Source organism: Leisingera sp. ABM4_101 (assembly GCF_056158725.1).
In genome coordinates this window covers 148,173-171,486 of record NZ_JBSWTV010000002.1, presented here as the reverse complement: position 1 = coordinate 171,486, position 23,314 = coordinate 148,173, and the positions used below count along the sequence as shown (strand labels likewise).

Annotated in this window: 23 protein-coding genes; 8 read left to right on the top strand and 15 right to left on the bottom strand. The window is 62.2% G+C overall.

All coding sequences use genetic code 11. The features are described 5' to 3' along the window. Window positions 1-73 precede the first annotated feature (73 nt). Entirely contained in the window at window positions 74-739 is a 666-nt protein-coding gene (locus tag ACXAEK_RS01880; protein WP_475039529.1) for a pyridoxamine 5'-phosphate oxidase family protein, read from the top strand. Window positions 740-797: 58 nt separating this feature from the next. On the opposite strand, the gene ACXAEK_RS01875 is transcribed toward ACXAEK_RS01880, so the two are convergent. Continuing rightward, on the bottom strand, window positions 798-2,219 hold the full coding sequence (locus tag ACXAEK_RS01875) for an MORN repeat-containing protein (protein ID WP_475039527.1): 1,422 nt from the start codon (window positions 2,217-2,219) through the stop codon (window positions 798-800). Between the two features lie 170 nt (window positions 2,220-2,389). Here ACXAEK_RS01875 and ACXAEK_RS01870 point away from each other — a divergent pair, with 170 nt between their 5' ends. Both ACXAEK_RS01870 and ACXAEK_RS01865 read left to right on the top strand, forming a co-directional pair. Then, window positions 2,390-4,048 (top strand): NAD+ synthase, encoded by a 1,659-nt coding sequence (locus ACXAEK_RS01870; RefSeq protein WP_475039525.1) that lies wholly within the window; start codon window positions 2,390-2,392, stop codon window positions 4,046-4,048. Window positions 4,049-4,228: 180 nt separating this feature from the next. Beyond that, a complete protein-coding gene (locus ACXAEK_RS01865; RefSeq protein ID WP_475039523.1) occupies window positions 4,229-5,560 on the top strand; it encodes an NAD(P)/FAD-dependent oxidoreductase in 1,332 nt (443 codons plus the stop codon). Window positions 5,561-5,563: 3 nt separating this feature from the next. Here the strand turns inward: ACXAEK_RS01865 and ACXAEK_RS01860 are convergent, their stop codons facing one another. After that, window positions 5,564-6,496, bottom strand: a complete 933-nt coding sequence (locus ACXAEK_RS01860; RefSeq protein WP_475039521.1) for an MBL fold metallo-hydrolase — start codon at window positions 6,494-6,496, stop codon at window positions 5,564-5,566. A 108-nt stretch (window positions 6,497-6,604) separates the two neighbouring features. Here ACXAEK_RS01860 and ACXAEK_RS01855 point away from each other — a divergent pair, with 108 nt between their 5' ends. Then, entirely contained in the window at window positions 6,605-7,033 is a 429-nt protein-coding gene (locus tag ACXAEK_RS01855) for a DUF1801 domain-containing protein (protein ID WP_475039519.1), read from the top strand. 122 nt (window positions 7,034-7,155) lie between these two features. After that, entirely contained in the window at window positions 7,156-8,481 is a 1,326-nt protein-coding gene (gene gltX, locus ACXAEK_RS01850; protein ID WP_475039517.1) for a glutamate--tRNA ligase, read from the top strand. 98 nt (window positions 8,482-8,579) lie between these two features. Here the strand turns inward: gltX and ACXAEK_RS01845 are convergent, their stop codons facing one another. Next, window positions 8,580-9,773, bottom strand: coding sequence for a DUF2254 domain-containing protein (locus ACXAEK_RS01845; protein WP_475039516.1), 1,194 nt, complete (start codon window positions 9,771-9,773; stop codon window positions 8,580-8,582). Continuing rightward, complete coding sequence (locus tag ACXAEK_RS01840; RefSeq protein WP_475039514.1) at window positions 9,766-10,341, bottom strand: gamma-glutamylcyclotransferase family protein; 576 nt, start codon at window positions 10,339-10,341, stop codon at window positions 9,766-9,768. Before ACXAEK_RS01840 ends, ACXAEK_RS01845 begins: the two co-directional genes overlap by 8 nt. 101 nt (window positions 10,342-10,442) lie before the next feature. Between ACXAEK_RS01840 and ACXAEK_RS01835 the strand changes: the two genes are divergently transcribed. Beyond that, on the top strand, window positions 10,443-10,892 hold the full coding sequence (locus ACXAEK_RS01835; protein ID WP_475039512.1) for an RrF2 family transcriptional regulator: 450 nt from the start codon (window positions 10,443-10,445) through the stop codon (window positions 10,890-10,892). Between the two features lie 24 nt (window positions 10,893-10,916). Here ACXAEK_RS01835 and ACXAEK_RS01830 read toward each other — a convergent pair whose 3' ends face one another. Further along, on the bottom strand, window positions 10,917-13,442 hold the full coding sequence (locus ACXAEK_RS01830) for an ABC transporter permease (RefSeq protein WP_475039510.1): 2,526 nt from the start codon (window positions 13,440-13,442) through the stop codon (window positions 10,917-10,919). Next, window positions 13,439-14,143, bottom strand: a complete 705-nt coding sequence (locus ACXAEK_RS01825) for an ABC transporter ATP-binding protein (RefSeq protein WP_475039508.1) — start codon at window positions 14,141-14,143, stop codon at window positions 13,439-13,441. Before ACXAEK_RS01825 ends, ACXAEK_RS01830 begins: the two co-directional genes overlap by 4 nt. A 48-nt stretch (window positions 14,144-14,191) precedes the next feature. Between ACXAEK_RS01825 and ACXAEK_RS01820 the strand changes: the two genes are divergently transcribed. Then, entirely contained in the window at window positions 14,192-14,833 is a 642-nt protein-coding gene (locus ACXAEK_RS01820; protein ID WP_475039506.1) for an arylesterase, read from the top strand. Between the two features lie 53 nt (window positions 14,834-14,886). Here ACXAEK_RS01820 and ACXAEK_RS01815 read toward each other — a convergent pair whose 3' ends face one another. The 3 genes from ACXAEK_RS01815 to ACXAEK_RS01805 form a co-directional block, all read right to left on the bottom strand. After that, window positions 14,887-15,096 carry a cold-shock protein gene (locus ACXAEK_RS01815; protein WP_475039504.1) on the bottom strand — a complete coding sequence of 70 codons (210 nt, stop codon included), beginning with the start codon at window positions 15,094-15,096 and terminating at the stop codon, window positions 14,887-14,889. Window positions 15,097-15,304: 208 nt separating this feature from the next. Continuing rightward, on the bottom strand, window positions 15,305-15,877 hold the full coding sequence (locus tag ACXAEK_RS01810; protein WP_475039502.1) for a L,D-transpeptidase: 573 nt from the start codon (window positions 15,875-15,877) through the stop codon (window positions 15,305-15,307). 60 nt (window positions 15,878-15,937) lie between these two features. Beyond that, window positions 15,938-16,321 carry a hypothetical protein gene (locus tag ACXAEK_RS01805; RefSeq protein WP_475039500.1) on the bottom strand — a complete coding sequence of 128 codons (384 nt, stop codon included), beginning with the start codon at window positions 16,319-16,321 and terminating at the stop codon, window positions 15,938-15,940. A 130-nt stretch (window positions 16,322-16,451) separates the two neighbouring features. Between ACXAEK_RS01805 and trxC the strand changes: the two genes are divergently transcribed. Further along, window positions 16,452-16,877 (top strand): thioredoxin TrxC, encoded by a 426-nt coding sequence (gene trxC, locus ACXAEK_RS01800; protein ID WP_475039498.1) that lies wholly within the window; start codon window positions 16,452-16,454, stop codon window positions 16,875-16,877. Here trxC and ACXAEK_RS01795 read toward each other — a convergent pair. From ACXAEK_RS01795 to ACXAEK_RS01770, 6 genes are all read right to left on the bottom strand, one after another. Then, entirely contained in the window at window positions 16,874-17,086 is a 213-nt protein-coding gene (locus ACXAEK_RS01795; protein ID WP_475039496.1) for a hypothetical protein, read from the bottom strand. The genes trxC and ACXAEK_RS01795 overlap by 4 nt on opposite strands. A 149-nt stretch (window positions 17,087-17,235) precedes the next feature. Beyond that, window positions 17,236-17,607: an eCIS core domain-containing protein gene (locus ACXAEK_RS01790; RefSeq protein ID WP_475039494.1), complete on the bottom strand. Its 372-nt coding sequence runs from the start codon at window positions 17,605-17,607 to the stop codon at window positions 17,236-17,238. A 138-nt stretch (window positions 17,608-17,745) separates the two neighbouring features. Then, the gene (locus ACXAEK_RS01785; protein WP_475039492.1) at window positions 17,746-18,555 is read right to left on the bottom strand and encodes a DUF3800 domain-containing protein; all 810 of its coding nucleotides are present in this window, start codon (window positions 18,553-18,555) and stop codon (window positions 17,746-17,748) included. Between the two features lie 167 nt (window positions 18,556-18,722). Then, window positions 18,723-20,390, bottom strand: coding sequence for an energy-dependent translational throttle protein EttA (gene ettA, locus ACXAEK_RS01780; RefSeq protein ID WP_475039490.1), 1,668 nt, complete (start codon window positions 20,388-20,390; stop codon window positions 18,723-18,725). A gap of 305 nt (window positions 20,391-20,695) precedes the next feature. Further along, a complete protein-coding gene (locus ACXAEK_RS01775; protein ID WP_475039488.1) occupies window positions 20,696-22,105 on the bottom strand; it encodes a KAP family P-loop NTPase fold protein in 1,410 nt (469 codons plus the stop codon). A 106-nt stretch (window positions 22,106-22,211) separates the two neighbouring features. Then, window positions 22,212-23,273 (bottom strand): peptidoglycan-binding domain-containing protein, encoded by a 1,062-nt coding sequence (locus ACXAEK_RS01770; RefSeq protein WP_475039486.1) that lies wholly within the window; start codon window positions 23,271-23,273, stop codon window positions 22,212-22,214. Between the last annotated feature and the right edge of the window lie 41 nt (window positions 23,274-23,314).

Sequence of the window (23,314 nt, the reverse complement as noted above, 5' to 3'; positions counted from 1 at the left end):
AAACTGGATGTTAATTACAAACCAGTTTGCGCATAGCACACATATGGAGGCAACAAGAAACAAGAGGTCCGCCATGCGCAAGCCTGAACAAGACACCGCCCTGAAATCAGAACGCAGCCGGTTGCGCCGAGCCCATGAGCGCGGGCTTTACGACCGGGCTGCGGTTTATCAGGTGCTTGATGCCATGCCGCTGGGCCATGTCGGCTATCAGATCAACGGCAGCCCCTCGGTCCTGCCGACACTGCAATGGCGGGAAGGGGATCATGTCTATTGGCACGGCTCCGCAGCCAGCCGCGCAATCCGGGCGATGGCGGGGGCAGAGGTCTGCCTGACGGTCACTTGCATGGACGGGTATGTGCTGGCGCGTTCGGCCTTCCACCATTCGGTCAACTTCCGCTCTGCCATGCTGTTTGGCGTGGCAGAGCAGGTTGTGGACGAGGACGCCAAGGCGGCCAGCCTCAGGGCGATGGTGGACCGCATCTTTCCCGGCCGATGGGAAGCCCTGCGCCCGATGACTGATCAGGAGCTGAAAGCGACGGCAGTGCTTAGGATGCCGATCGAGGAAGGCGCGGCCAAGATCCGCTCCGGCCCGCCCAAGGATGACGAGGAAGACTACGCCCTGCCGATCTGGGCTGGGGTGGTGCCGATGGCGATGGAGCTGAAGCCGCCGCAGCCGGACCCGGCCAATCTGGACGGCGTGGCAATGCCGGACCATCTGAGCCGCATCCGCATCGGCTGAAACGAAAAGGCGCGCCATACCGGCGCGCCTTTGGGTCCATATTGAAGTCCCGCGGGGCTTATTCGGTCTGCTCTGCGGCCTCAGCCTCGCTGCTGACCAGCGCGCCGTTTTCCCAGGTGCCGTCGGCCTGCTGGCCGCTGGCATATTTCATCGTGCCCGGCCCCTGCCGTTTGCCATTTACGAAACTGCCCTCATAGACATCGCCATTGGCATAAGTCGCCACACCCTGGCCGAAAATCTTGCCTTCCAGCCATTCGCCTTCATAGGTGAAGCCGTCGGGCATCACGATTTTGCCCTGCCCGTGGCGCTGGCTGTTCGCAAACTGGCCGGTGTAGACCGATCCGTCCGCATAGGTTACCACCGCATCGCCGTGGCGCTGGCTGTCCTGCCAACCGCCCTCGTAGCGATAGCCGTCGGCATAGGTCATCACCCCCTGGCCGTGGTTCTTGGCGTTCTGAAAGCCGCCGGTATAGGTGATGCCGTTGGGGTAGGCGGCCGTGCCTTCGCCCTCGATCACCCCGGCAACCCAATCCCCTTCATAGGTGGAGCCGTCGGGATAGGTGATCTTGCCCTTGCCCTCGGCCAGGTCGTCCCGGAAATCGCCCTCATAAACTGAGCCATCGGGATAGATCGCCTTGCCCTTGCCTTCGATCTGGCCCTTTGCCCATGCGCCGGTGTAGCTGTAGCCGTCCTTTTCAGTGAAGGTTCCAGTGCCGTGGCGCTGATCGTTCAGGAAATCGCCCGCGTAGACATCACCGTTGGCATAGCGCTGTTTGCCGGTGCCATGGCGGCGGCCGTTTTGCAGTTCACCTTCGTACACATCGCCATTGGGCTGGATCAGCTTGCCGGTGCCATGCATCTGGCTGGCGGTCCATTCACCCTCGTAGATAAGTCCGTCCGAGGTTTCCAGCCGGCCCTGGCCCTGCAGCTGGCCATCGGCCACGCTGCCATCATAAACGGTGCCCTCGGCATAGGTGATCTTGGCCAGGCCCTGCTGGCGGCCCTCAACCCAGTCACCGTCATAGGTGTATCCATCGGGTGAGGCCATCACACCCTTGCCGTGCCGCTTGCCATTGGCAAAGCTGCCCTGGTAGCGCACACCGCTGGCATAGACTGATGTGCCGTCGCCGTGGATCTGCCCGTCCTGCCAGCCGCCCTCATAAGTGCTGCCGTCGGCGCGGGTCAGCTTGCCCAGCCCATGCGGTTTGCCCTGCGCAAACTCGCCCTCATAAACCGACCCGTCCGGGAACCGCGCCACACCCTGGCCGCGCACCTCTCCGTCGACCCATTCGCCGGTGTACTCATATCCATTCGGCAGCTTGTAGGTGCCGGTGCCATGCTGCAGGCCGTTGCGGAACGTGCCCTCATAGACGCCGCCAATTTCGTCCTGCGTGGTGATGACCTCGCCTTCCTGGGCAATGGCCGGGGCGGCCAGTGCAAGGATTGTGGTTAGCGCAAATGCGGTGCCGAAACGGGTCATTCAAAACCTCTGCCTGCCCAGAAAAACGGTGCTGCTGCCATATTGGGTTGCTCGCCCGGAAACTAAGCTACCGCAGACGGGGCCGCAATGTCTTTTCCCCCGCGCTCTTTTCCTTGGCCGGTAATCTGGTAAATGGCTGAGAGAGGAAATTCACAAAAGGCCCAAGCAGCATGGCAGACCGTTTCCGCGTGACACTGGCGCAGCTGAACCCCACCGTGGGCGATCTGGCAGGTAATGCCGCCAAAGCCAAAGCCGCCTGGGAAGAGGGCCGCAAGGCGGGCGCCGACCTGGTGGCGCTGCCGGAAATGTTTATCACCGGCTACAACACACAGGACCTGGTAATGAAGCCGGCCTTTCACAAGGCGGCGATTGCCGAGGTTGAGAAACTGGCCGCCGAATGCACCGAAGGCCCCGCACTGGCCATCGGCGGCCCCTGGATCGAAGGCGGGCGGCTCTACAATGCGTATCTGATCCTGAAGAACGGCAGGATCGCCTCGCGCAGCCTCAAGCACCACCTGCCGAATGAGACCGTCTTTGACGAGGTCCGTATTTTTGACGCAGGCCCCCTGGGCGGCCCTTATGCGGTCGGCAACACCCGCATCGGATCGCCGATTTGCGAGGACGGCTGGCACGAGGATGTCGCCGAGACCCTGGCCGAAACCGGGGCCGAGTTCCTGCTGATCCCCAACGGCTCACCCTATTTCCGCAACAAGATGGAAGTGCGCTTCAATCACATGGTGGCGCGCTCGGTCGAGACCCACCTGCCGGTAATCTACCTGAATATGGTCGGCGGTCAGGATGATCAGGTCTTCGACGGCGGCTCCTTTGTGCTGAACCCGGGCGGCGCGCTGGCGCTGCAGATGCCAGTGTTTGACGAGGCTTATGCGCATCTCGATCTGGAACGTGCCGACGAGGGCTGGCACGCGGTCGAGGGCGAAAAGGCGCATTTGCCGGACGAGTGGGAGCAGGATTACCGGGTGATGGTCGAATCCCTGCGCGACTACCTGGGCAAGAGCGGCTTCAAGAAGGTGCTGCTGGGCCTCTCTGGCGGAGTGGATTCGGCCATCGTTGCCGCCATTGCCGTTGATGCCATCGGCGCAGAAAACGTCCGCTGTGTGATGCTGCCTTCTGAATACACTTCCGACGAGTTGCTGGAGGATGCCGAGGCCGTCGCCAAGGCACTGGGCGTGCATTACGACTATGTGCCGATCACCCAGGGCCGCGATGCAATCACCAGCACCCTGGCACCGCTGTTTGCCGGCCGCGATGCTGATGTGACAGAGGAAAACATCCAGTCCCGCCTGCGAGGCCTGCTCCTCATGGCAATGTCCAACAAGTTTGGCGAGATGCTGCTGACCACGGGCAACAAATCCGAGGTCGCAGTGGGTTATGCCACCATCTATGGCGACATGAACGGCGGCTACAATCCGATCAAGGATCTGTACAAGACCCGCGTCTTCGAGACCTGCCGCTGGCGTAACGCCAACCACCGCCCCTGGATGAGGGGGCCGGAGGGCGAAGTGATCCGCCCCAACGTGATCGACAAACCGCCCAGTGCTGAGCTGCGCGAGGACCAAAAGGACAGCGACAGCCTGCCCGACTATCCCGAGCTGGACGCGATTCTGAATATCCTTGTGGATCAGGATGGCTCAATTGCAGATTGCGTTGCGGCTGGTTTCGACCGGGATGTGGCGAAACGGGTCGAGCATTTGGTTTATATCAGCGAATACAAGCGCTTCCAGTCCGCTCCCGGCGCCCGCCTGAACCCGCGTGCGTTCTGGCTGGACCGCCGCTATCCGATCGTGAACCGCTGGCGCGATCCGTCCTGAATTATGCGGTAACTGCTTGAAGGCGCAGGGCTTTCTGCGTCTTCTTGGCCATCTGCTTATGCGCCGTCGGCGGCGGTAACGCTCTGATATGCGGCGCAAAAAACACAACAGCAGAAAGCGGCACGGTTCGCGTCGTCTGTATGCTGGACCCGCGATTGGGCACCGGGCATAGATGCCCGCATGCCTGGACCGAAGCTGCCCCATTTCCAATCCGACCTGGCCTTGCCCAAGGCCGTCGACGCCGTGGTGATCGGCGGCGGCATCATTGGTGCAACCACCGCGCTGGAACTGGCCGAACGCGGCTATTCCGTGTTGCTCTGTGAAAAGGGCCAAATCGCCGGGGAACAAAGCTCGCGCAACTGGGGGTGGGTGCGGATCTCCTGCCGCGACCCGCGGGAAATTCCGCTGATGGCTGAGGCGTTGAGGCTCTGGGAAGGGCTGGCGGAACGCACCGGAAGGGAAACCGGCTTCACCCGCTCGGGTATTCTCTACACGGCCGAAAACACCAAGCGCGAGGCGCAGCTGGAACGCTGGCTGCGCAATCTCGACAATTGGGGGCAGGCCGCTCGCATGGTCCGCGGCGAGCAGATCGAACAGCTGATGCCGGGCCACCAGACCAAAACCCGCTCGGGCCTTTTGACCCCGATGGACGGCCGCGCCGAGCCGCAGATGGCAACCCATGCCATTGCAAGTGCTGCCCAGGCCGCCGGTGCCAAGATCATGATCGAATGCGCCGTGCGCAGTGTCGAGACCGCAGCAGGCCGCATCAGCGGCGTGATGACTGAGCGCGGCCGCGTGGCCTGCTCCGCTGTGGTCGTGGCCAGCGGCGCCTGGTCGCGGCTGTTTCTGGGCAATGCCAAGGTGAAGCTGCCGCAGTTGAAGGTGCTGAACTCGGTCCTGCGCACTTCCCCGGTGCAGGGCGGCCCGGAAACTGCAATCCGCGCCGCCAATCTCGGCCTGCGCAAACGGGCCGATGGCGGTTATACCGTCGCGGACGCCCACGAAAACATTGTCGACATCGTGCCGGACAGCTTCCGCCTGGGCTGGAAATTCCTGCCCAGCTACCGCCAGGAATGGCGCGCGCTGCAGTTCCGCGTCTCGGGCCGCTGGGCTGAGGAAGCCACCCAGGCCCGCCGCTGGAAATCCGATCAGACCACCCCGTTTGAGCTTTGCCGGGTGCTCGATCCCGCGCCGTCGCAAAAGGCACTGAAAAGCGGCTGGGCCGCGGCTCAAAAGGCCTTTCCTGTGTTGCAGGGCGCCGATGTGGTGCAAAGCTGGGGCGGGCTGATCGACGTGACGCCGGACGCAATTCCGGTGATCTCCCAGGCAGACGGGCTGCCGGGGCTGTTTGTCGCCACCGGCTTCTCCGGCCATGGTTTCGGCATCGGCCCGGCGGCAGGCAGGCTCGCTGCTGATCTGGTTACCGGCGACAAGCCGGTAGTGGACCCGCATGAATTCCGCCTGTCCCGTTTCACGGATGGCAGCAAATACGGGCCGCAGACCGGCTACTGACGCCTATCCCATCAACTGATAGCTCACCGGCACATAGCGGAACCCTTCGCCGCGGGTTTCCACAAACCCGGCTGCCGGGAACGGCATGTGATAGCCGATCATCGGCACCTTGTCCGCGGCCAGCATCCCCAGAACCTTGCGGCGCGACGCACTGGCGGCCTCGGCATCCGCATCAAAGCTGAAGGCCCAGTCCGGCCGCGCAAAGCTGTAGACATAGTGGTTGGCCAGATCTGCCGTCAGCAACAACTGCCGCCCGCCGCTCTCCAGCATGTAGCACATATGACCCGGCGTATGGCCAAAGCTCGCAACTGCCGTGATGCCCGAAGCCACGCTGCCGCCGTCCTCGATGAATGTGGTTTTTTCGGCTAGCGGCGTCACGTTGCTGGCGACCAGATCGCCAACCCGGTTGCCGGGCTCCATCTTGGACCAGAAATTATACTCTGCCGAAGCGGTAATATAGCGGGCGTTGGGGAATGTGGGCGCACCATCCGTCATCAGCCCGCCGATATGGTCGGGATGCATATGGGTGATCACCACCACATCAACCTGGTCCGGCGTGACCCCGGCGGCGGCCAGCGCCTTGGCAATGCCGCCCATGCCCAGCCCGGTATCAAACAGCACCAGTTCGGCGCCTGTATCAACCAGGGTGGGGGTGAAATAGAACTGCAGCGTATCGGAGGAAATGAAGTTCTCAGCCGAGATCCGGGCAAATTCCTCGTCGCTCGCTGCCGCTCCGAACATGGCCTTCTGCCCTTCGCGCGCGACCGACGTATCAAGCAGCGTGGTAACCGGCATCTCTCCCAGCTTGAAGGAGTGGGCGATGGGCGCCTCGGCACGGCCGCCATGGGCGCCGGCCAGAACGGGTGCAGCAGCACCGGCAAAGGGCAGGGCAGCAGCACCAGCCAGCGCCGCGCGTCGGGACAGGGAAACAGTCATCGGGGGATCCTCCAAGTTGCATTGGACTTGCCGCATCCTAGCGCCGCTTGCGCCGGGGGCTGTAAACAATCCCGTGATGAGGCAGTATTACCTCAAGGAGGGTTGCCCATGAACCAGAATAAGACCGTCCCCACCGGCGCCAGCGTCGAGGCATTCCTTGCGACTGCCGAACCCGCGCGCAAAGCGCAGGAGGCACAGCAGCTGGACAGCCTGTTCCGCCAGGCCACTGGGTTTGAACCGCAAATGTGGGGGCCGTCCATTGTCGGCTACGGGTGTTACCACTACCGCTATGCCACAGGCCGCGAGGGCGACTTCCTCGCCACCGGATTCTCGCCGCGCAAGGCGCGCCATTCGATCTACATCATGCCGGGATATCAGGACTATGGTGCCATCCTCGCTCGCCTTGGCAAGCATAAGCTCGGCAAAAGCTGTCTCTACGTGAACAAGCTTGCCGATATTGATCTGGACGTCCTGTCCGAGCTGATCAAAACCGGCCTCAAAGACCTGAATGCGCTCTGGCCGGTGCAACCAAACTGACCCGCTCTTTCCTCTTGCCCTAAATATCCCCGCCGGAGGCACGCGCCAAAGGCGCGATCATCCCGCTGAAACTGGACAATCCGCCGCCCATGTGACAAGGCAACGGCAACAGGAGATCTTAGATGACCACCACCCGTTTTGCCCCGTCGCCGACCGGCTATATCCACGTCGGCAACCTGCGCACCGCGCTGATGAACTACCTGATCGCCCGCAAGGCCGGCGGCACCTTCATCCTGCGCATCGACGACACAGACCCGGAGCGGTCCAAGGAAGAATATGTCGATGCCATCAAACAGGACCTGGAATGGCTGGGCCTGACTTGGGACAAGGTGGAACGCCAGTCCGAGCGCCTCGACCGCTATGTCGCCGCGGCAGACCGCCTGCGCGAAATCGAGCGGTTCTACGAGGCTTTCGAGACTCCGACCGAACTGGACCTGAAGCGCAAGAAACAGCTGAACATGGGCAAGCCGCCGGTTTATGACCGCGCCGCGCTGGCTCTGTCCGATGACGAGAAGACCGCCCTGCGGGCTGAGCGCGGCGATGGCGTCTGGCGGTTCAAGCTGGACCATCAGCGCATTGAATGGACCGACGGCATCCTGGGCGGCATCTCCATCGACGCGGCCTCGGTTTCCGACCCGGTGCTGATCCGCGGCGACGGCCAGTTCCTCTATACCCTGGCCTCGGTGGTGGATGACACCGAAATGGGCGTGACCCATGTGGTGCGCGGCTCCGACCACGTGACCAACACCGCCACCCAGATTCAGATCATCGAGGCGCTGGGCGGCACTGTGCCCTCTTTCGCCCACCACTCGCTCTTGACCGGCCCGCAGGGCGAGGCGCTGTCCAAGCGCCTTGGCACCCTGGCGTTGCGCGACCTGCGCGAGGCGGGCGTGCAGCCGATGGCGCTGCTCAGCCTGATGGCGCGCCTGGGCTCCTCCGACCCGGTGGAACTGCGCACGGAGATGGCCGAGCTGATCGACGGTTTCGACATCAATCGCTTCGGCGCCGCGCCAACCAAATTCGATGTCGAGGACCTCTATCCGCTGACTGCCCGCCACCTGCAGTCGCTGCCGCTGGAAGCCGTGCAGGTTCATGTGGACGCGCTGGGCGTCCCGGCAGAGAAACAGGCGGCCTTCTGGGACATGGCCAAGGAAAACATCACCACGCTTAAGGATCTGGCGGGATGGTGGGATCTTTGCCGCGACGGCGCTGCGCCGCTGATCGCGGAGGAGGACAAGGAATTTATCGCCGAAGCAATGGCACTGCTGCCCGAAGGCCCCTACGACGCTGAAAGCTGGGGCAAATGGACCGCTGCGGTGAAAGAGGCGACGGGCCGCAAGGGCAAGGGTCTGTTCATGCCGCTGCGCAAGGCCGTCACTGGCATGGAGCGCGGCCCCGACATGTCGGCGCTTCTGGCGCTAATGGAAACCGTGCGCGCCCGCGGCTGAGGCCCGGCAAATCCGACTCGGAAAGACGGTGCTTCGGGGCGCCGTCTTTTTCTTTTAATTTGCGGCGGGAGCGCGCCCGCCCGCTGGCGGCGCCTGCCTCAGCCCCAGCGGCCGTCTTCCAGGTCTTTCAGCATGGCGTCTGCCGCTTTGGCCATGTCCGGATTGGGGTGGCCTTGCAGTTCATGCAAGGATGTCTTCATCCAGCCCATGACAGAGGGCGCGCCGTTGCCGCAGCGGGCAATCGGCGGGAAGGCGCAGCCCAGCAGATGCTGCGCTGTGACCGGGGGCACGCTGACCCGCGGGAAGCTTGCCTCCTCATCCTTGCAGCCTTCATCCTCCGGCAGGGTTTCCCACAAAAGCCGGGTCAGCCGCCCCATCACCTCCACGGCGGTGCCGGGGTCGTTGACACCGGGCGACAGTGCCCGCTGGGCGGTTTCCGCCAGCAGGGTGATGCCAAAGGAGGGATCCTGGTCAAAGCTGCGCACATCGCCGATCTCGATGGTCTTGGCAGCGGCCTTGCGGAAACCGCTTTCGCCGCCTTCTGCCCAGGCCACAGGCCGGCCGCGCAGCACAAATTCCCCGGGTGCCTTGGCCAGGGTGATCCGCGTGCCCGCTTTTTCTGCCAGCTCCTCCAGCCGGGCGAGCCCGGCAAATCGGACAAAGCCGCTTTTGGCGGCGGGGATATCCACGGCATCCGGGGGCTTGCGGTCCGCCTTTGCGCAGCGGCCGCCTAGACAGGGGGTATTCCGCCGTTCGCGCAGGCTGGCGCGGGTGCGGGCCTCGATCAGCCGCAGGGTGTGGTCCATGCTGCCAAGGTCCGACAGGTGGTCGATCCAGCGCAAGATGGCACCGACGATCAGCACCACCACCAGAATCGTCAGGCCAAAGACTACCAGGGCGCCTTCCGGCGTATAAAAACCGCCGCGGAACAGGATCACCGCGCTCAGCGCATAGATAAAGCCGCCGGTAAAGGTGGCCAGCACCCGGTGGGTAACCGTGTCTTCCAGCAGCAGCCGGTATACCCGGGGCGTCGCCATCGAGGCGGCGGTGCGGTAGGCGCTGACCATGACATTCAGCGAAAAAGTGGTGACGGCCAGCATGCCGGAGGCGAGGATGGTCAGCACCGGCAGCACCGCCTCACGCCCGAAATCCTCGCTCAGATCATCCGGCAGCAGCGGTTTGACCAGCGGCGCCAGCAGCAGTGCCAGCAGGGAGAGAACAGAAATCAGAACAACCCGGATCCAAAGCTTGCGGGACATCCGCCGCAGATACAGGAGGCACTGTTCAATCATATGTTGAGTTTATCCTGCGCGCGCCTGTCTTGTCGATCAGATCGTCAAACAGACGGATCTCTTGCCGGTTCAACTGCTGATGGCGCGGATAGCGCGGCGCCGCGCGGTCGTCCAGAATGGGGGCCTCCCAGCCGTCGGTGGTCTCAACAAACCCTTTGAGTCCTTCGGTGCCGAACACCCGCAGGTAACCCTGCAGCACCACATCCAGATAACTCAGCAGGATTGGGTGCCGCGTGGTGGCACTCTCCTGCCTGTCCGCCGCCACCGCATAGACGGAAATTTCCGGCGCGCCCGGCAGCCTGTGCTGCACCTTGTCTGACGCAGGCAGCCGTTCATAAGCGAACTCCCGTTCGTCCAGCGCCGCCCAATCAGCCCCCGGCACCTCGGCAATCACCCCGTCGATTTCGCTGTTTTCGCAAGGAACAGCGGACAGGAACGCCACCTCGCGCAGGAAGGTATGCACCCAGGCCCGCCGCCAGCCGCTGAGCCTTGCGGGCGCCGCACCGACATAGCCATGGGTCGACGTGTTCACCAGGCTGCCGTAACCAAAAAAGTAAGGAGCGTTCATCCGTGCGCCTTTCTGCCGCATTTCCGCTTATTGATGTATGTCAAACCGCTTTTTGGCGGTTCATGCAATAAGCGATGCACCATAGCTGCGGGAGCTGACCCATGCGTATTACCAAAAGGACCAACATTGCCGTGCGGCTGCTGATGTACTGCGCCGCCCACGAAGACCGCCTGGTGACCAAGGCCGAGATTGCCGAATGCTGCAACATCTCGGAAAATCACCTGGCGCAGGTCATCAACCAGCTGAGCCAGCTGGGCTATCTGGCCACCCAGCGCGGCCGCAACGGCGGCATGAGCCTGGGCAAAAACGCAGCGGAAATCCGGATTGGCGACGTTTTCCGCGATGTCGAAGGCAACCTGCCGATGGTCGAGTGCTTTGCCGACGCGGACAACACCTGCCCGCTGTCCAATGCCTGCCGCCTGAAGGTGGCATTGGCGGATGCGGCGCAGGCTTTCTATGCCTCGCTGGACGACATTTCCCTGGAATCGCTGGTCTGCGACAACCACGATCTGATGCGGATCCTGCAGCCGGTTTCCTGCGGCGCGCGCTAAGGCAGGCCGCCGCAGTTCAGTTTCTTATTCCCTGGCGCGCAGGATGCGGGCGGGCTTGGCCGCCAGCGGCCGCAGCGCAAAGGCGAGCCCTGCCAGCAGCGTTGTCAGCACCCCGCCTGAGATCACCAGCAGCGCGTTCGGCCAGATGACTGTGTACCCGGTCTCAAACACATAGGCGTTGATCGCCCAGGCCCCGGCAATGCCCGCCGCCAGCGCCACCAGCCCCGCCGCAGCGCCCAGCAGGGCAGAGCGCAGAGCAAAGCTTGCCAGGATCTGCTTGCGCGGCGCGCCCAGCGTTTTCAGCAGCGCTGCCTCATAGCGCCGCGCAGGCTCCCCCGCCGCCGCAGTGCCCAGCAGTACCAGGAAGCCGGTCAGCAGCGTTGCCGCCGCACCATAGGCTGTGGCCGCCGCCAGCTGCCGCAGGATGTCAGACACCCGGTCGATGGCATCGCGCATCCGGATCGCGGTGATATTTGGCATCTCCCGCGCCAGGTCGCGCAGGATCGCGGCCTCTGCCTGCTCTTCGGCATAGACGGTGGCAATGAAACTATGCGGCGCACCCGCCAGCGCGGCCTCGTTCAGCACCATCACAAATCCCATGCCCGCGGTGGAGAAATCCACGTTGCGGAAACTGGTGATGGTGCCGGTGATGTCGCGGCCCAGGATGTTCAGCGTCAGCGTATCGCCCAGCTTGAGGCCCAGTTCCTCCGCTTCCTCGGCGGCAAAACTGATCTGCGGGTGGCCGGAATAATCCTCCGGCCACCACTCGCCCGCTGTGACCTCTGTCGCCTCTGGCTGCGCGGCGGCATAGGTGATACCGCGGTCGCCGCGCACCACCCAGTGATCGCCCGCAACCTCGGTGGCAGGCTGGCCGTTGATCCGGGTCAGCACGCCACGCAGCATCGGGGCGTTTTCAACCCGGGTCACGGCGGGGTCATTCTCCACCCGCTCCAGGAAGCTGGGCATCTGGCTGCGCTGAATATCGACAAAGAAATAGCTCGGCGCCACGTCCGGCAGGTTGCCCGCAATGGCCCGGCGCATGTTGCCGTCGATCTGGCCGATGGCAGCCAGCACCGTCAGCCCCAGCCCCAGCGCCAGCACCGCAGGCACCGCGCCGTCGCGTGCGGTGCCGATGGAGGATAGAGCCCACCGCAGGGCAGGGCGGCCGCGCGACGCGCCGGTGCCGCGCCGTGCCAGAAACCCTATGCCAAGCGCTGCAACGAGCAGCACCATCAGTGCCCCCATCAGCCCGCCCGCGGTCCACAGCGTCAGTTGGGCGGAGCCGCTGAACCATGCCGCCAGACCCACCAGCGCTGCCAGCGCCAGTCCGGTCGCCAGCAGATAGCGCGGCGCAGGCAGGCGGGTGCGGCTGGCGAAGGCATCCCGGAACAGCGAGGCCGCGCGGATGCGTTCCGCCCGCGCTAGCGGCCACAGGGCAAAGATGAAGGCAGTCAGCACGCCATAGACAGCAGCCTCTGCCAATGCGGACGGGTAGAGCGAGAACACCGCCGGGAACGGCAGCTGCGCCGCAATCAACGGTCCCAGCAGCACCGGCCCCAGCCCGCCCAGAACCAGCCCGATGCCCACGCCGATCAACGTCAGCGCGCCGATTTGAAGGAAGTAGGTAAGGAAAATCGTCTGCCGCTCTGCTCCCAGCGTGCGCAGGGTGGCGATGGTCGCAGTCTTTGTCGCCAGATAGGCGCGCACGGCAGCCGAAACGCCGACGCCGCCAACCGCCAGCCCCGACAGGCCAACCAGCACCAGAAAACCGCCCAGCCGCTCGACAAAGGAGGTTATCCCCGGTGCACCATTCCTGGCATCGCGCCAGCGCAGGCCGGTGGTCTCAAACAAGCCCTCGGCCTCCGCCTGCAGGGCGGTCAGATTGCTGCCCGCGGGCAGCTCCATCCGGTACTTGGTGTCAAACAAGGTGCCGGGCTCCAGCAATCCGGAGCCCGCCAAATCCGCCGTCCGCACCATCGTGCGCGGTCCCAGCTCAAAGCCGGAGGCCGCGGCATCCGGTTCCAGCGCGATCATCGCCATCAGGCGGAAATCCTGGGTGCCCAGCCGGAAGGCATCCCCGGGCTGCAGCCCCAGCCGGTCTGCCAGCACCCGGTCCATCACCCCGCCGGGCAACCCGTCAGCACCCGCGAGTGCACTTTCCAGCGGCATCTCCGGCGTGAGTTTCATTTCGCCCTTCAGGGGGTAGAGGCCGTCCACGGCCTTCACCTGTGTCAGCCCGCGTTCCTCGCCTACAGTGGCCATGGAGCGGAACTCGGCTATTTCAGAATGGCGCAGTGCGGTCCGGTCCAGCCATGCGCGTTCCTCTTCAGTGGCGAACCGGTAGGTGAAGTTAAGCTCCGCATCACCGCCCAGAATTGTAGCGCCTTCACGCTCCAGCCCGGTTTCAATCGACGCGCGGATAGAGCCGATGGCGGCAATCACTCCGACTCCCAGCGCCAGGCAGGCCAGGAAGATACGGAACCCCTTCAGGCCGCCGCGCAATTCCCGCAGGGCAAAGCGCCAGGCAAGGCGGAAAGCCGCAGCATTCATTCCGCCGCCTCGCGCGCGGCCTCATCATCCACCCGTCCGTCGCGCAGCCGCACCACCCGGTCGCAGCGTGCGGCCAGCTCCGGCGCGTGGGTGACCATCACCAGCGTCGCGCCATAGCGGTCGCGCAATCCAAACAGCAGATCCATCACCGCTTCGCCATTGGCCTCATCCAGGTTGCCGGTCGGCTCATCCGCCAGCAGGATCGCGGGCCGCGGCGCCAATGCCCGCGCCAGTGCCACCCGCTGCTGCTCACCACCCGACATCTGCGCCGGGAAATGGCCGGACCGGTGGCCCAGTCCCACCGCCTCCAACTCAGCCTGGGCGCGGTCAAACGCATCCTTGACGCCCGCCAGTTCCAGCGGTGTCGCCACATTTTCCAGCGCGGTCATGGTCGGGATCAGGTGAAAGCTCTGGAATACCACGCCCATGTTATTGCGGCGGAACCGCGCCAGCGCGTCCTCATCCATCGCGGTCAGATCCTGGCCCAAGGCGGTCACACTGCCGCCGGTCGCCTGCTCCAGCCCGCCCATCAGCATCAGCAGCGACGACTTGCCCGACCCGGACGGCCCCACCAGCCCCAAGGTCTCCCCCTGCCGCACATCCAGCGAGATGCCGTGCAAAATCTCTACCGGGCCGGTATTGCTATTCAGGGTCAAACTCGCATCTAAGAGATGCAGAACGGGGCTGTTTTGATCGGTCATCGGGCCTGCCTGTTGGATGCATCTAACCGATATGGAGTGTTTGCCGCGATGCGCAAGATATTGGCACTGCTGAGTTTGCTGCTTTTTACCGGTGCCGCCTGGGCAGAGCCGCTGCGGATCACTGTCCTGGGCGACAGCCTGGTGCAGGGCTACGGTCTGCCGCAGGGCCAGGGGCTGGTGCCGCAGCTGGAACGCTGGATGAATGGCAATGGTGCCGATGTGGCGCTGCAAAATGCCGGTGTGTCCGGCGACACCACTGCCGGCGGCGCAGAGCGCGCGGAGTGGACCCTGTCAGACAATCCGGACGGGCTGATCGTCCTGCTGGGCGGCAACGATATGCTGCGCGGGCTGGCCCCGCAGGAGGCGCGCGCCAATCTGACCCGCATTTTGCAAGCAGCTGAGGCTCAAGGCATAGAAGTCCTGCTGATCGGCATGAAGGCGCCGCGCAACTACGGCCCGGAGTACAAGCAGGAATTCGATGCGGTCTATCCGGAGCTCGCGGCTGAATACGGCGCGGTACTGCACCCGGACGCCTTTGCCGGTGTCGCGGAGGCGGCAGGGAGCAATCCTGCGGCAGCGCAGGAGTTCATGCAGGACGACGGCATCCATCCCAACGCCCGCGGCGTTGCGCTGAATGTGGCCGCAATCGGGCCGGCTGCCCTGCAGCTGGTGGCGGCCATAGACCGCTGAAAACAGCCCCGGCCGTCAGGGCTGTTCAGAGATTCTTGGTTCAGATCAGAGGATCAGGAGACCAGCGCGATATCCACTGCGGATTTACGGCCGTCGCGGCCTGCGCGCAGCTCATAGGTCACTTTTTGGTTGTCCGCCAAACCAGTCAGTCCGGAACGCTCAACCGCGGAAATATGGACAAAAACGTCCTTGCCGCCTTCGTCGGGTGCAATAAAGCCGTAGCCTTTGGTGGTGTTGAACCATTTGACGGTGCCAGTGGCCATCGTCGTGTACTCCTAAGTCGTCTCAGTGCTCTGCCCGCTTTGTGCGGCAGTCCGGCAAAGTCCGCAGATGGTCATGACCGCGCCAGGTACGGTACAGTGATGGCATTCGCGTAACATCGCCGTGACAGAATTGGGTATGATTCCCTGATCACGCAAGAAAAATGCAGAGTGACGCAGGGTTCCGGGGCAGATTCCGGCGGTACTGTGCCTAAAGTACCGTCACAACGGTGCCCAAAGGCACCCGTTCATAAAGATCCATCACATGCTCGTTCATCATCCGGATGCAGCCGTTTGACACCGAATGGCCGATGGTCTGCGGCTGGTTGGTGCCATGGATCCGGAAATACGTATCGACCCCGTTCTGGTACAGATACAGCGCCCGTGCCCCCAGCGGATTGCTTGGCCCGCCAGGCTGGATGTATTCATTATCGACAAACTTGGCATAGGCCCGCGGGTCGCGTTCGATCATTTCCGGGGTCGGGCGCCAGCTGGGCCATTCGCGCTTGCGCTCGATCACCGCGGTGCCGGTGAACTCCAGCCCGGCCTTGCCGACGCCGACGCCATAGCGGATCGCCTTGCGCGGCTCGGTCACGTAATACAGGTAGAAGGACCGCGGCAGCACCAGAATTTGTCCCGGCGCGAATTCCTTCTTGATCCGGACTTCCTGCGGCACGGGGTCAAAGATCGCAGGATCCTTTTTCCGCGCCAAGGCAGGCAGCGGCAGCAGCGCCGCAGCCGCGGTTGCAGTGCCTGTGCTCAGCAATGTCCGGCGTGTGATCATGACCATTTCCCCGATATCTGTTGCCTCTCACCTCCATCTTCAGGCGGCCCGCGCAGCCGGTCAACGGGTTTTCGCAGCCGGGCGGGCAAGTGTTGCAAGCACCGCCGCAGCCAATGCGCAAACGGCGATCCAGCCAAAGTACCAGTACTGGCCAGCTAGCATATCTTCTGCATATGAGGCGGCAAACTGCGCCTTGCCGACGGAGGCCACCGTATAAGCACCGGCGCCAAAGACGGCAAAGCCTGCGGCTGCCAGCCAGCGCGGCAGATGCAGCAGCCAGGCCGCCAGCGCCAGCGCCAGCCCGGGCAGGGCGCCCAGCCAGATCACCTTGCCGGCCCACCAGGGATGTGCGCCCAGTTCCGTTGTGAGGTTCAGCACATGCGCCAGTTCTGCAGCCGCCAGAACGGTCGCCAGCGGCGGAAGAAAGCGGAGTATCTGTTTCATGCCCTTGATATTGAAGCGCTGGCAGCTGGCTGCCAGTCCGGGTGACAGAGTTGTGAAGCGGTGCCAGAGGCTCTTGCGGTGCAGCAAGGGCGGGCGGTATCAGGACCGGGCCGCAACCGGAGGAGCCGCCATGGGCGCCAAGACCCTGACCTGCCTGACCTGTGCCCAGCTGAACCGGGTGCCGGAGGAGAAACTGGGCAAGGGCCCCAAATGCGGCAGCTGCGGCGCGGCGCTGATGCCGGTCAAACCCGTGGACGTGGACCCGGCGACGCTGCAAAAGGCGGTGCAGAATGACGATCTGCCGCTGGTGGCGGATTTCTGGGCGCCCTGGTGCGGCCCCTGCCGGGCCATGGCGCCGGAGTTCGCCAAGGCCGCCAAGGCGCTGGCCGGGCGCGCGCGGCTGGTCAAGCTCAACACCCAGGACCACCAGTCCACCGGCGCCCGCTACCGCATCCGCGGCATCCCGACCCTGGTGGCCTTTGAACGCGGCAAGGAAAAAAGGCGCCAGTCAGGCGCGCTGCGGCAGGGTCAGATTGTCAGCTGGGTGCGGGGTTAGGCCCGGTTGCCATAGGCCTGGCCGAGAGCGGGCAGGGACTGCATCCAGCCGCGCAGGCACAACATCCCGATCACCAGCAGCGCCGCAGCCAGCCCGGCGGCGGGGTAAAGCAGCAGCGCCAGCCACAGCGGCAGCCCGGCTGCGAAATATCCCAGCGCGGTGGCGCACATCCCGGTGATCATGCCTGCGAACAAACCAGCCCAAACCATGGCAACTCCCTCTCCGGCAGCAGTCTAGCCCGGCTGCCCCCGTGTCTCTCAAGACCATCATGCGGACAACTTTGCTTAAAAAAGGGTTAAAATGTGTCAATAGGCTGCGGGTTCCTGCGAAAAAGATTGGGGCGCAGGCCGCCAAACGGTCATTTGGAGGTCAGCGCCACCCCCTCCTTGGCCTTGGGCATCTTGCCCTTGCCCTGCTGCAGCACATGGGTCAGCTCATGCGCCAGCAGTTTGGAATCCTTGGCATAGGCCGGTTTCGCCACATAGATGTCGTTGCCCATGGTAAAGGCGCGCGCCTTCAGCTCCTTGCAGACCTCCTTGGCATTGCCGCCCATATGCACCCGCACCTTGCCCAGGTTGCCGCCGAAATGCGCCTCCAGCCCCTTGCGCAGATCGCCGGGCAGTTTCTTGCCCGTCGTGCCTTCCGGCGCGGTCTTCAGCTTCTTGCGCTTGGCCTTTTTGCCCTTTGTCGCCTCGACCTCAGCCTTCACCTCTTCCGGTTTCAAGCCCATGGGGGATCCTTTCCAACGCTTTAACCAACACATGGGCGCGCGGGCGCCTGTGGCGATGGTAGCGCAGAGTGGAGGAAAGGGGGAATCTAAAGAGCAAACAACCCGGGCCGACACAGGCCTGGAAAGCAGTTTTGAAAGCTAGCTAGTCATAGTCTGCCTAAGCGCCGCTAGGCCCGCGAAAGGCCCGTCGTTTGCTTTTATGGCTTCCCTCCTCGGACGTTTTTCCAAGAAGCTGTTCTTCTTTAAGTCGTTTACTCGATCCGAAAATATTGTCTTCATGTACTCGTAGTCAGGGTACTCATCAGGACAAACTTCAAAGGCTGTTAGGCGACCAACTAGCGTAGCGATCCAGTCTGCCGCTTGAATGTTCTGATTAAGGTAGCTTTCGACTTCGAAGGGAGGGCTTGCGAGGTGAATGCAGGGCTTCTTACCGAACATAGTCTTTGCTGCGCATTCAAGTAGTTCCTTTCTGGCTGAATGTTGATCAACCACAACTACAAAACTGCTGTTCCTCGCATGACAGAACTTATCGAGTTGGCGAAGAGTGTGCGCGAAGCATGTTGTGTATAGACCAATGGGGTTCAGATCTTCGTGCAAGCCACGCTTCTTTTCTCTGCCGTAGTAAAAGAGGTGTCCTCCAGAGTCGCCTACCTTCTTCATCACTCGATGTACAAGGCGTCGCGCTTGCACATATTTGCGCATGGGTTTGGGACGTATGAAAGATGTCCCTTTCTTCTCCCATTTCGCGGGCATTTTACCTGTCGCCTCGATCTCCTTCCTGAAGTTCATATCCTTTTGCTTCAGAAAGTAACTAGCAAAAGGTCGAACAGCCTCTTCCGGAAGGATTAGGCCCGCAAGCCCAAAAACAGGGCTCTCGTTGTGTTTTTTGGAAGTCCGTTCTACATACGGGCCGATGTGCCCGAATTCATCAAGGTATACGAAGTACATAAACTCAGAAGCCCGCACCAAAAGTGCGGGCCCTGGAACGAGCGCGGAAAGGATTCCGCATCTCCTGAATCGCACTTAGCATTATCAGTTAGACCTTTCAAGAGTGTTACAGCAGCGCACGGAGGGTTTGTAGGTATTAACCTCCGTGCACTACAATATCTAGTAGCTTACCGCACAAACTTCTTGTGCTTCAACCGCTTGGGCTCCAGTGCGTCGGGGCCCAGGCGGCGTTTCTTGTCCTCTTCGTAGTCCTCGAAGTTGCCTTCGAACCACTCCACATGGGCGTCGCCTTCAAAGGCCAGGATGTGGGTGCAGATCCGGTCGAGGAAGAAACGGTCGTGCGAGATCACCACCGCGCAGCCGGCGAAAGCAACCAGCGCGTCTTCCAGCGCCCGCAGGGTCTCCACGTCCAGATCGTTGGTCGGTTCGTCAAGCAGCAGCACGTTGCCGCCCTCTTTCAGAAGCCGCGCCATGTGGACCCGGTTGCGCTCACCGCCCGACAGCAGCGACAGTTTCTTCTGCTGGTCGCCGCCCTTGAAGTTGAATGAGGAGCAATAGGCGCGGGAGTTGACCTGCGCGTCGCCCAGCTCGATCAGCTCAGCACCGCCGGAGATCGCCTCCCACACAGTGTCGTTGTCGTTCAGGTCATCGCGCGACTGGTCGACATAGGAGAGCTTGACGGTATCGCCGTACTCCACCGAACCCTCGTCGGGTTGCTCCTGGCCGGTCAGCATCTTGAACAGGGTCGATTTACCGGCGCCGTTGGGGCCGATGACGCCGACAATGCCGCCGGGCGGCAGCGAGAATTCCAGGCCCTCGATCAGCTGCTTGTCGCCATAGTGTTTGGCGAGGCCGTTGACCTCGATCACCTTGGAACCCAGGCGCGGGCCGTTCGGAATGACGATCTGGGCGCGGCCGACCTTTTCACGCTCGGACTGGCTGGCCATCTCGTTATAGGCGGCAATACGGGCCTTGGACTTTGCCTGGCGGGCTTTCTGGCCCTGGCGCATCCATTCCAGTTCGCGCTCCAGCGTCTTCTGCTTGGCCTTGTCCTCGCGGGCTTCCTGCTCCAGGCGCTTGGCTTTCTGCTCCAGCCAGGAGGAGTAGTTGCCCTCGTAGGGAATGCCGCGGCCGCGGTCGAGTTCCAGGATCCACCCCGTAATATCGTCCAGGAAGTAACGGTCGTGGGTCACACAGAGGATAGTGCCTTTGTAATCAATGAGGTGCTGCTGCAGCCAGGCGATGGTCTCGGCGTCCAGGTGGTTGGTCGGTTCGTCAAGCAGCAGCATGTCGGGCGCTTCCAAGAGCAGCTTGCACAGCGCGACGCGACGGCGTTCACCGCCCGACAGATCCTTGATCGGCGCGTCATCCGGCGGGCAGCGCAGCGCCTCCATCGACACATCCACCTGGCTGTCCAGATCCCACAGGTTTTCCGCGTCGATGGCATCCTGCAGCTCGGTCATTTCGGCCATCAGCTCATCGGTGTAGTTCTCGGCCATCTCCACCGCGATCTGGTTGAAGCGGTCGACCTTGTCCTTCTTCTCCTTGACGCCCAGCATGACGTTTTCACGGACCGAAAGGCTCTCGTCCAGCTGCGGCTCCTGCGGCAGGTAGCCGACTTTGGCGCCCTCAGCCGCCCAGGCCTCGCCGGTGAAATCCTTGTCGAGGCCGGCCATGATTTTCATCAGCGTGGACTTACCAGCGCCGTTGACGCCGACCACACCGATCTTCACGCCGGGCAGGAAGGAGAGGTGGATATTTTCAAAACATTTCTTGCCACCCGGGTAGGTCTTGGAGACACCCTGCATGTGGTAGACGTACTGGTAGGAGGCCATGTGCTCGCTCCGTTATGGGGGGAATTTGCTGGCGGGAGTGATAGCGGATGGGCGGCGCCGGGGCAATGCGGGATGCGGGCCCGGGGGAGGGGGTGCCATGCGTGCACCTCCTGTACACCCCCTGTGCACCGGGTGGTGCCGTTTGCGTGATTTCAGAACGGATGCCGCAGCCCTCTTGGGGCGTGGAGCGCAGCGGCACGGCCCGCGCCTGACCTTCCCCCCGGGAAGGCGCATCCGCGCCCTCCCAAGGTCAGGCCCGGGCCTTGTGTTGCGATGGGGTCTAAATGGAGCGAATGAAGAGACGTTTAAACTTTGAACGTTGTGAGCTGAAATGCTTCTAAATGGTGGTCAGTGAATTCTCTTACGAAGTGTTCGTTGTAACGTAATCCGAACATTCCGAATGCTCCGTGCAATTCTTTGGGGTCGGGGTCATGCTCTTTTCTGGTGGCAATTACGTAACGCCAAACTGTTTCAGCTTGTTGCTTTAGGTGTCCGTCCTCACCGAGAGCGAAATTGAAAGCGGTTTCAAGTTTGTTAATATTTAGCTCTTCGAACCGAAAATCGCGGTAAAGGTCGGGAGTGAGGGCCTTTAGCACAGCCATTCCAGATAATATAACTGTGTAGCCGTAATCTCTGCTTGCGTGCGGATCGTGAGAGGTTGCGAGTACCGTTAGAACTTTTTGAACATCACGCAGTGAAACTTCCCTCTCTATGTTCAGAGAGTCGAGGCTCATTACCGAAGCTTGGAAAAGCGCGCCGCATCCATCCGGGAATTCCATGGAGTGCGCAGCTTTAAAAAAGTACTCCTTCCATATCGGCTTTGGAGATGGGGTCCCATCGAGATCAGACAACATGAAGTTCATAGTGATGAATTTTTGAAGGTACTGTTTCGCATCCACCCCACTCCCATACCTCGCCAACACACTATTTTGGAGAGCTTTCAAATTCACCCCCAACACAAAATGCACGCCGTCCACGTTGAAGAAGTGCTTGATGATCTCCAGGAGCGACAACGCATAGTCCGGGCGGCAGCGGTCCAGTTCGTCGATGACGATAACCAGCTTGCGCTGGGGGTCTCCTTGTTCGTTAGGCTCAGTCAGTTCCGTAAGCGCTAGGCGGAATGCCTCCATCGCGGCAATCCGGGTGTCATGGGCGTTCCAGAACTTTTCGGCCTCGGCCTCTCCCGCTGAACTGTTGATCACTGTCTTTGCTTCATCACCGACAGCTTTGGCTACAGCGTCTCCCATATCGCTTAGCGCCTCGGTGGCGCCGAAAGTTGCGACTGAAGCGCCAATGCGAAGAACGCCGCGCCCGACTGCCCAAGCAGCCTTTTTCATCTTTTTGCTGCGTTCCGTCTTCAGATCCTGATCTTCGTCTTTAGGATCCTCAAACCGCTCTGCAATCGCGCCGGTCAGCGCAATCAGCGGATCGTCCAGAAAGTCATGCTGGAACGCATCGAAATAGACGGTCTGGGTGGTGTTCCCTTCGCGCTTCAGATGCTCACCCACCCAGCATTTCAGAAAGAACGACTTGCCCGAGCCCCAGGCGCCGTCCAGCGCGATCACCAGCGGGTCGTCGATGCGCTCGACCAGATCCGACAGCTTGTCTCCAGTCTGCTTGCGGCCTAGCTTGTCCAGCTTCTGGCCGTCTTCGCCAATGTCCTCGAACCCTTGTTCATACAGCCGTATCTTCGGCTCCGGCACGGTCAGGCGCATTGTGGTCTCCGCTCTTTGCACTCAATGCGTGCATCGAACGCCGAACCCTAGGGGATGGCAAGGTCCGATCTCTTCCCGTCCCTCGCGTCCCTAAGAGGGTTCCCCCTCACATCTTCCATTTCTTCTTGATGTTATCGGGCACCGGGTAGATCAGTTTGCGGTTGTCGAAGTGATGGCACTTGATGCCTTCGCTGTTCCTTTCCGCCAGGTAGCGCAGGCAGGTGGCGAGCGCGTTGATGATCTTGGGGTCGGTGCGGGTGGTCACATCCACCGCCTGGCCCGACAAATGGCGCGAGATGTATTTCCAGTTGGCCTTCTTGAACATGCAGGCGATGAAGCCCTTCTTGTCCCCCGCCTGCACAAAACCGTCCAGTTCCAGCCGCAGGTCCTCGTTGCTTTTGAGGTAGGAATAGATCTTGCCGCGTTTCAGGTGGCTGTTCCAGCCGCCGTACATGGCGCTGGCCTGGCCTTTCTTGTCGCGCAGGCCGGAGACCACATGGATGGTCTCTCCGTAGTGGGAGGAAACCTCATAGAGCACGTCGAGGATCTTCTTCTTCACCCCTTGGGTCTTGCCGGTCAGCCGCCCGGGTCTCTGCACGCCGCCGGTGTCCACGGTCTTGATGACATTCTCTGCGGCTTTCTTCCGGGCTTCCTTGGCGGCCTTTTCCGCCGCCTGCTTGGCCGCCTTTTGCGGGTCCTCGCCCTTCTTTCCGCCCTTGGCGAAATAGCTGTCGTAAAGCGAGGCGGCATAGTCCTCGATCTCCTCCAGCAGCGCGGCCCAGCCGCCTTTGTCCAGGGACTTGGCCTTGGCCTCCTTCACCACCGCGTCCTTGGCGGCCTTCACCGCCTTGGCTTTGGCTTCCTCCTTGGCCTTTTCGTCCTGCTTTTCCTTGGCCTTCTGTTCGGCCTTGGCCTTGGCGGGGCCTGCGTTCAGTTTCTTGATGGTGGTCTTGCCGGGGTCGATGCGGCAGTCGGGCTTGAAGCCGCAGACCTCCTGCTGGAACCGGCCGATGGTCTTTTCCAGCACCGGGGTCGGGGCGCCGTCGACCTTCAATTTCTTGAACCCCGCGCTGGAGGCAAAGGAATTCAATAGCTGCTGAACTGTTTTGACATCTTCGGGCAGGTTCTTGCCCTTGCGCCCGACTGAGGCGGAAAGTTTGGTAACCATGGTAAACTCGCAATTTGGAAGCAGCGGGGCAGAAACAATGC

What these genes read in the sequence shown, in the direction of transcription:
- ACXAEK_RS01840 (WP_475039514.1), bottom strand. Translation starts at nt 10,341, where the DNA reads ATGAACGCTCCTTACTTTTTTGGTTACGGCAGCCTGGTGAACACGTCG.
- gltX (WP_475039517.1), top strand. Translation starts at nt 7,156, where the DNA reads ATGACCACCACCCGTTTTGCCCCGTCGCCGACCGGCTATATCCACGTC.
- ACXAEK_RS01845 (WP_475039516.1), bottom strand. Translation starts at nt 9,773, where the DNA reads ATGATTGAACAGTGCCTCCTGTATCTGCGGCGGATGTCCCGCAAGCTT.
- trxC (WP_475039498.1), top strand. Translation starts at nt 16,452, where the DNA reads ATGGGCGCCAAGACCCTGACCTGCCTGACCTGTGCCCAGCTGAACCGG.
- ettA (WP_475039490.1), bottom strand. Translation starts at nt 20,390, where the DNA reads ATGGCCTCCTACCAGTACGTCTACCACATGCAGGGTGTCTCCAAGACC.
- ACXAEK_RS01860 (WP_475039521.1), bottom strand. Translation starts at nt 6,496, where the DNA reads ATGACTGTTTCCCTGTCCCGACGCGCGGCGCTGGCTGGTGCTGCTGCC.
- ACXAEK_RS01785 (WP_475039492.1), bottom strand. Translation starts at nt 18,555, where the DNA reads ATGTACTTCGTATACCTTGATGAATTCGGGCACATCGGCCCGTATGTA.
- ACXAEK_RS01790 (WP_475039494.1), bottom strand. Translation starts at nt 17,607, where the DNA reads ATGGGCTTGAAACCGGAAGAGGTGAAGGCTGAGGTCGAGGCGACAAAG.
- ACXAEK_RS01870 (WP_475039525.1), top strand. Translation starts at nt 2,390, where the DNA reads ATGGCAGACCGTTTCCGCGTGACACTGGCGCAGCTGAACCCCACCGTG.
- ACXAEK_RS01865 (WP_475039523.1), top strand. Translation starts at nt 4,229, where the DNA reads ATGCCTGGACCGAAGCTGCCCCATTTCCAATCCGACCTGGCCTTGCCC.
- ACXAEK_RS01830 (WP_475039510.1), bottom strand. Translation starts at nt 13,442, where the DNA reads ATGAATGCTGCGGCTTTCCGCCTTGCCTGGCGCTTTGCCCTGCGGGAA.
- ACXAEK_RS01775 (WP_475039488.1), bottom strand. Translation starts at nt 22,105, where the DNA reads ATGCGCCTGACCGTGCCGGAGCCGAAGATACGGCTGTATGAACAAGGG.
- ACXAEK_RS01820 (WP_475039506.1), top strand. Translation starts at nt 14,192, where the DNA reads ATGCGCAAGATATTGGCACTGCTGAGTTTGCTGCTTTTTACCGGTGCC.
- ACXAEK_RS01810 (WP_475039502.1), bottom strand. Translation starts at nt 15,877, where the DNA reads ATGATCACACGCCGGACATTGCTGAGCACAGGCACTGCAACCGCGGCT.
- ACXAEK_RS01770 (WP_475039486.1), bottom strand. Translation starts at nt 23,273, where the DNA reads ATGGTTACCAAACTTTCCGCCTCAGTCGGGCGCAAGGGCAAGAACCTG.
- ACXAEK_RS01815 (WP_475039504.1), bottom strand. Translation starts at nt 15,096, where the DNA reads ATGGCCACTGGCACCGTCAAATGGTTCAACACCACCAAAGGCTACGGC.
- ACXAEK_RS01855 (WP_475039519.1), top strand. Translation starts at nt 6,605, where the DNA reads ATGAACCAGAATAAGACCGTCCCCACCGGCGCCAGCGTCGAGGCATTC.
- ACXAEK_RS01835 (WP_475039512.1), top strand. Translation starts at nt 10,443, where the DNA reads ATGCGTATTACCAAAAGGACCAACATTGCCGTGCGGCTGCTGATGTAC.
- ACXAEK_RS01880 (WP_475039529.1), top strand. Translation starts at nt 74, where the DNA reads ATGCGCAAGCCTGAACAAGACACCGCCCTGAAATCAGAACGCAGCCGG.
- ACXAEK_RS01795 (WP_475039496.1), bottom strand. Translation starts at nt 17,086, where the DNA reads ATGGTTTGGGCTGGTTTGTTCGCAGGCATGATCACCGGGATGTGCGCC.
- ACXAEK_RS01875 (WP_475039527.1), bottom strand. Translation starts at nt 2,219, where the DNA reads ATGACCCGTTTCGGCACCGCATTTGCGCTAACCACAATCCTTGCACTG.
- ACXAEK_RS01805 (WP_475039500.1), bottom strand. Translation starts at nt 16,321, where the DNA reads ATGAAACAGATACTCCGCTTTCTTCCGCCGCTGGCGACCGTTCTGGCG.
- ACXAEK_RS01825 (WP_475039508.1), bottom strand. Translation starts at nt 14,143, where the DNA reads ATGACCGATCAAAACAGCCCCGTTCTGCATCTCTTAGATGCGAGTTTG.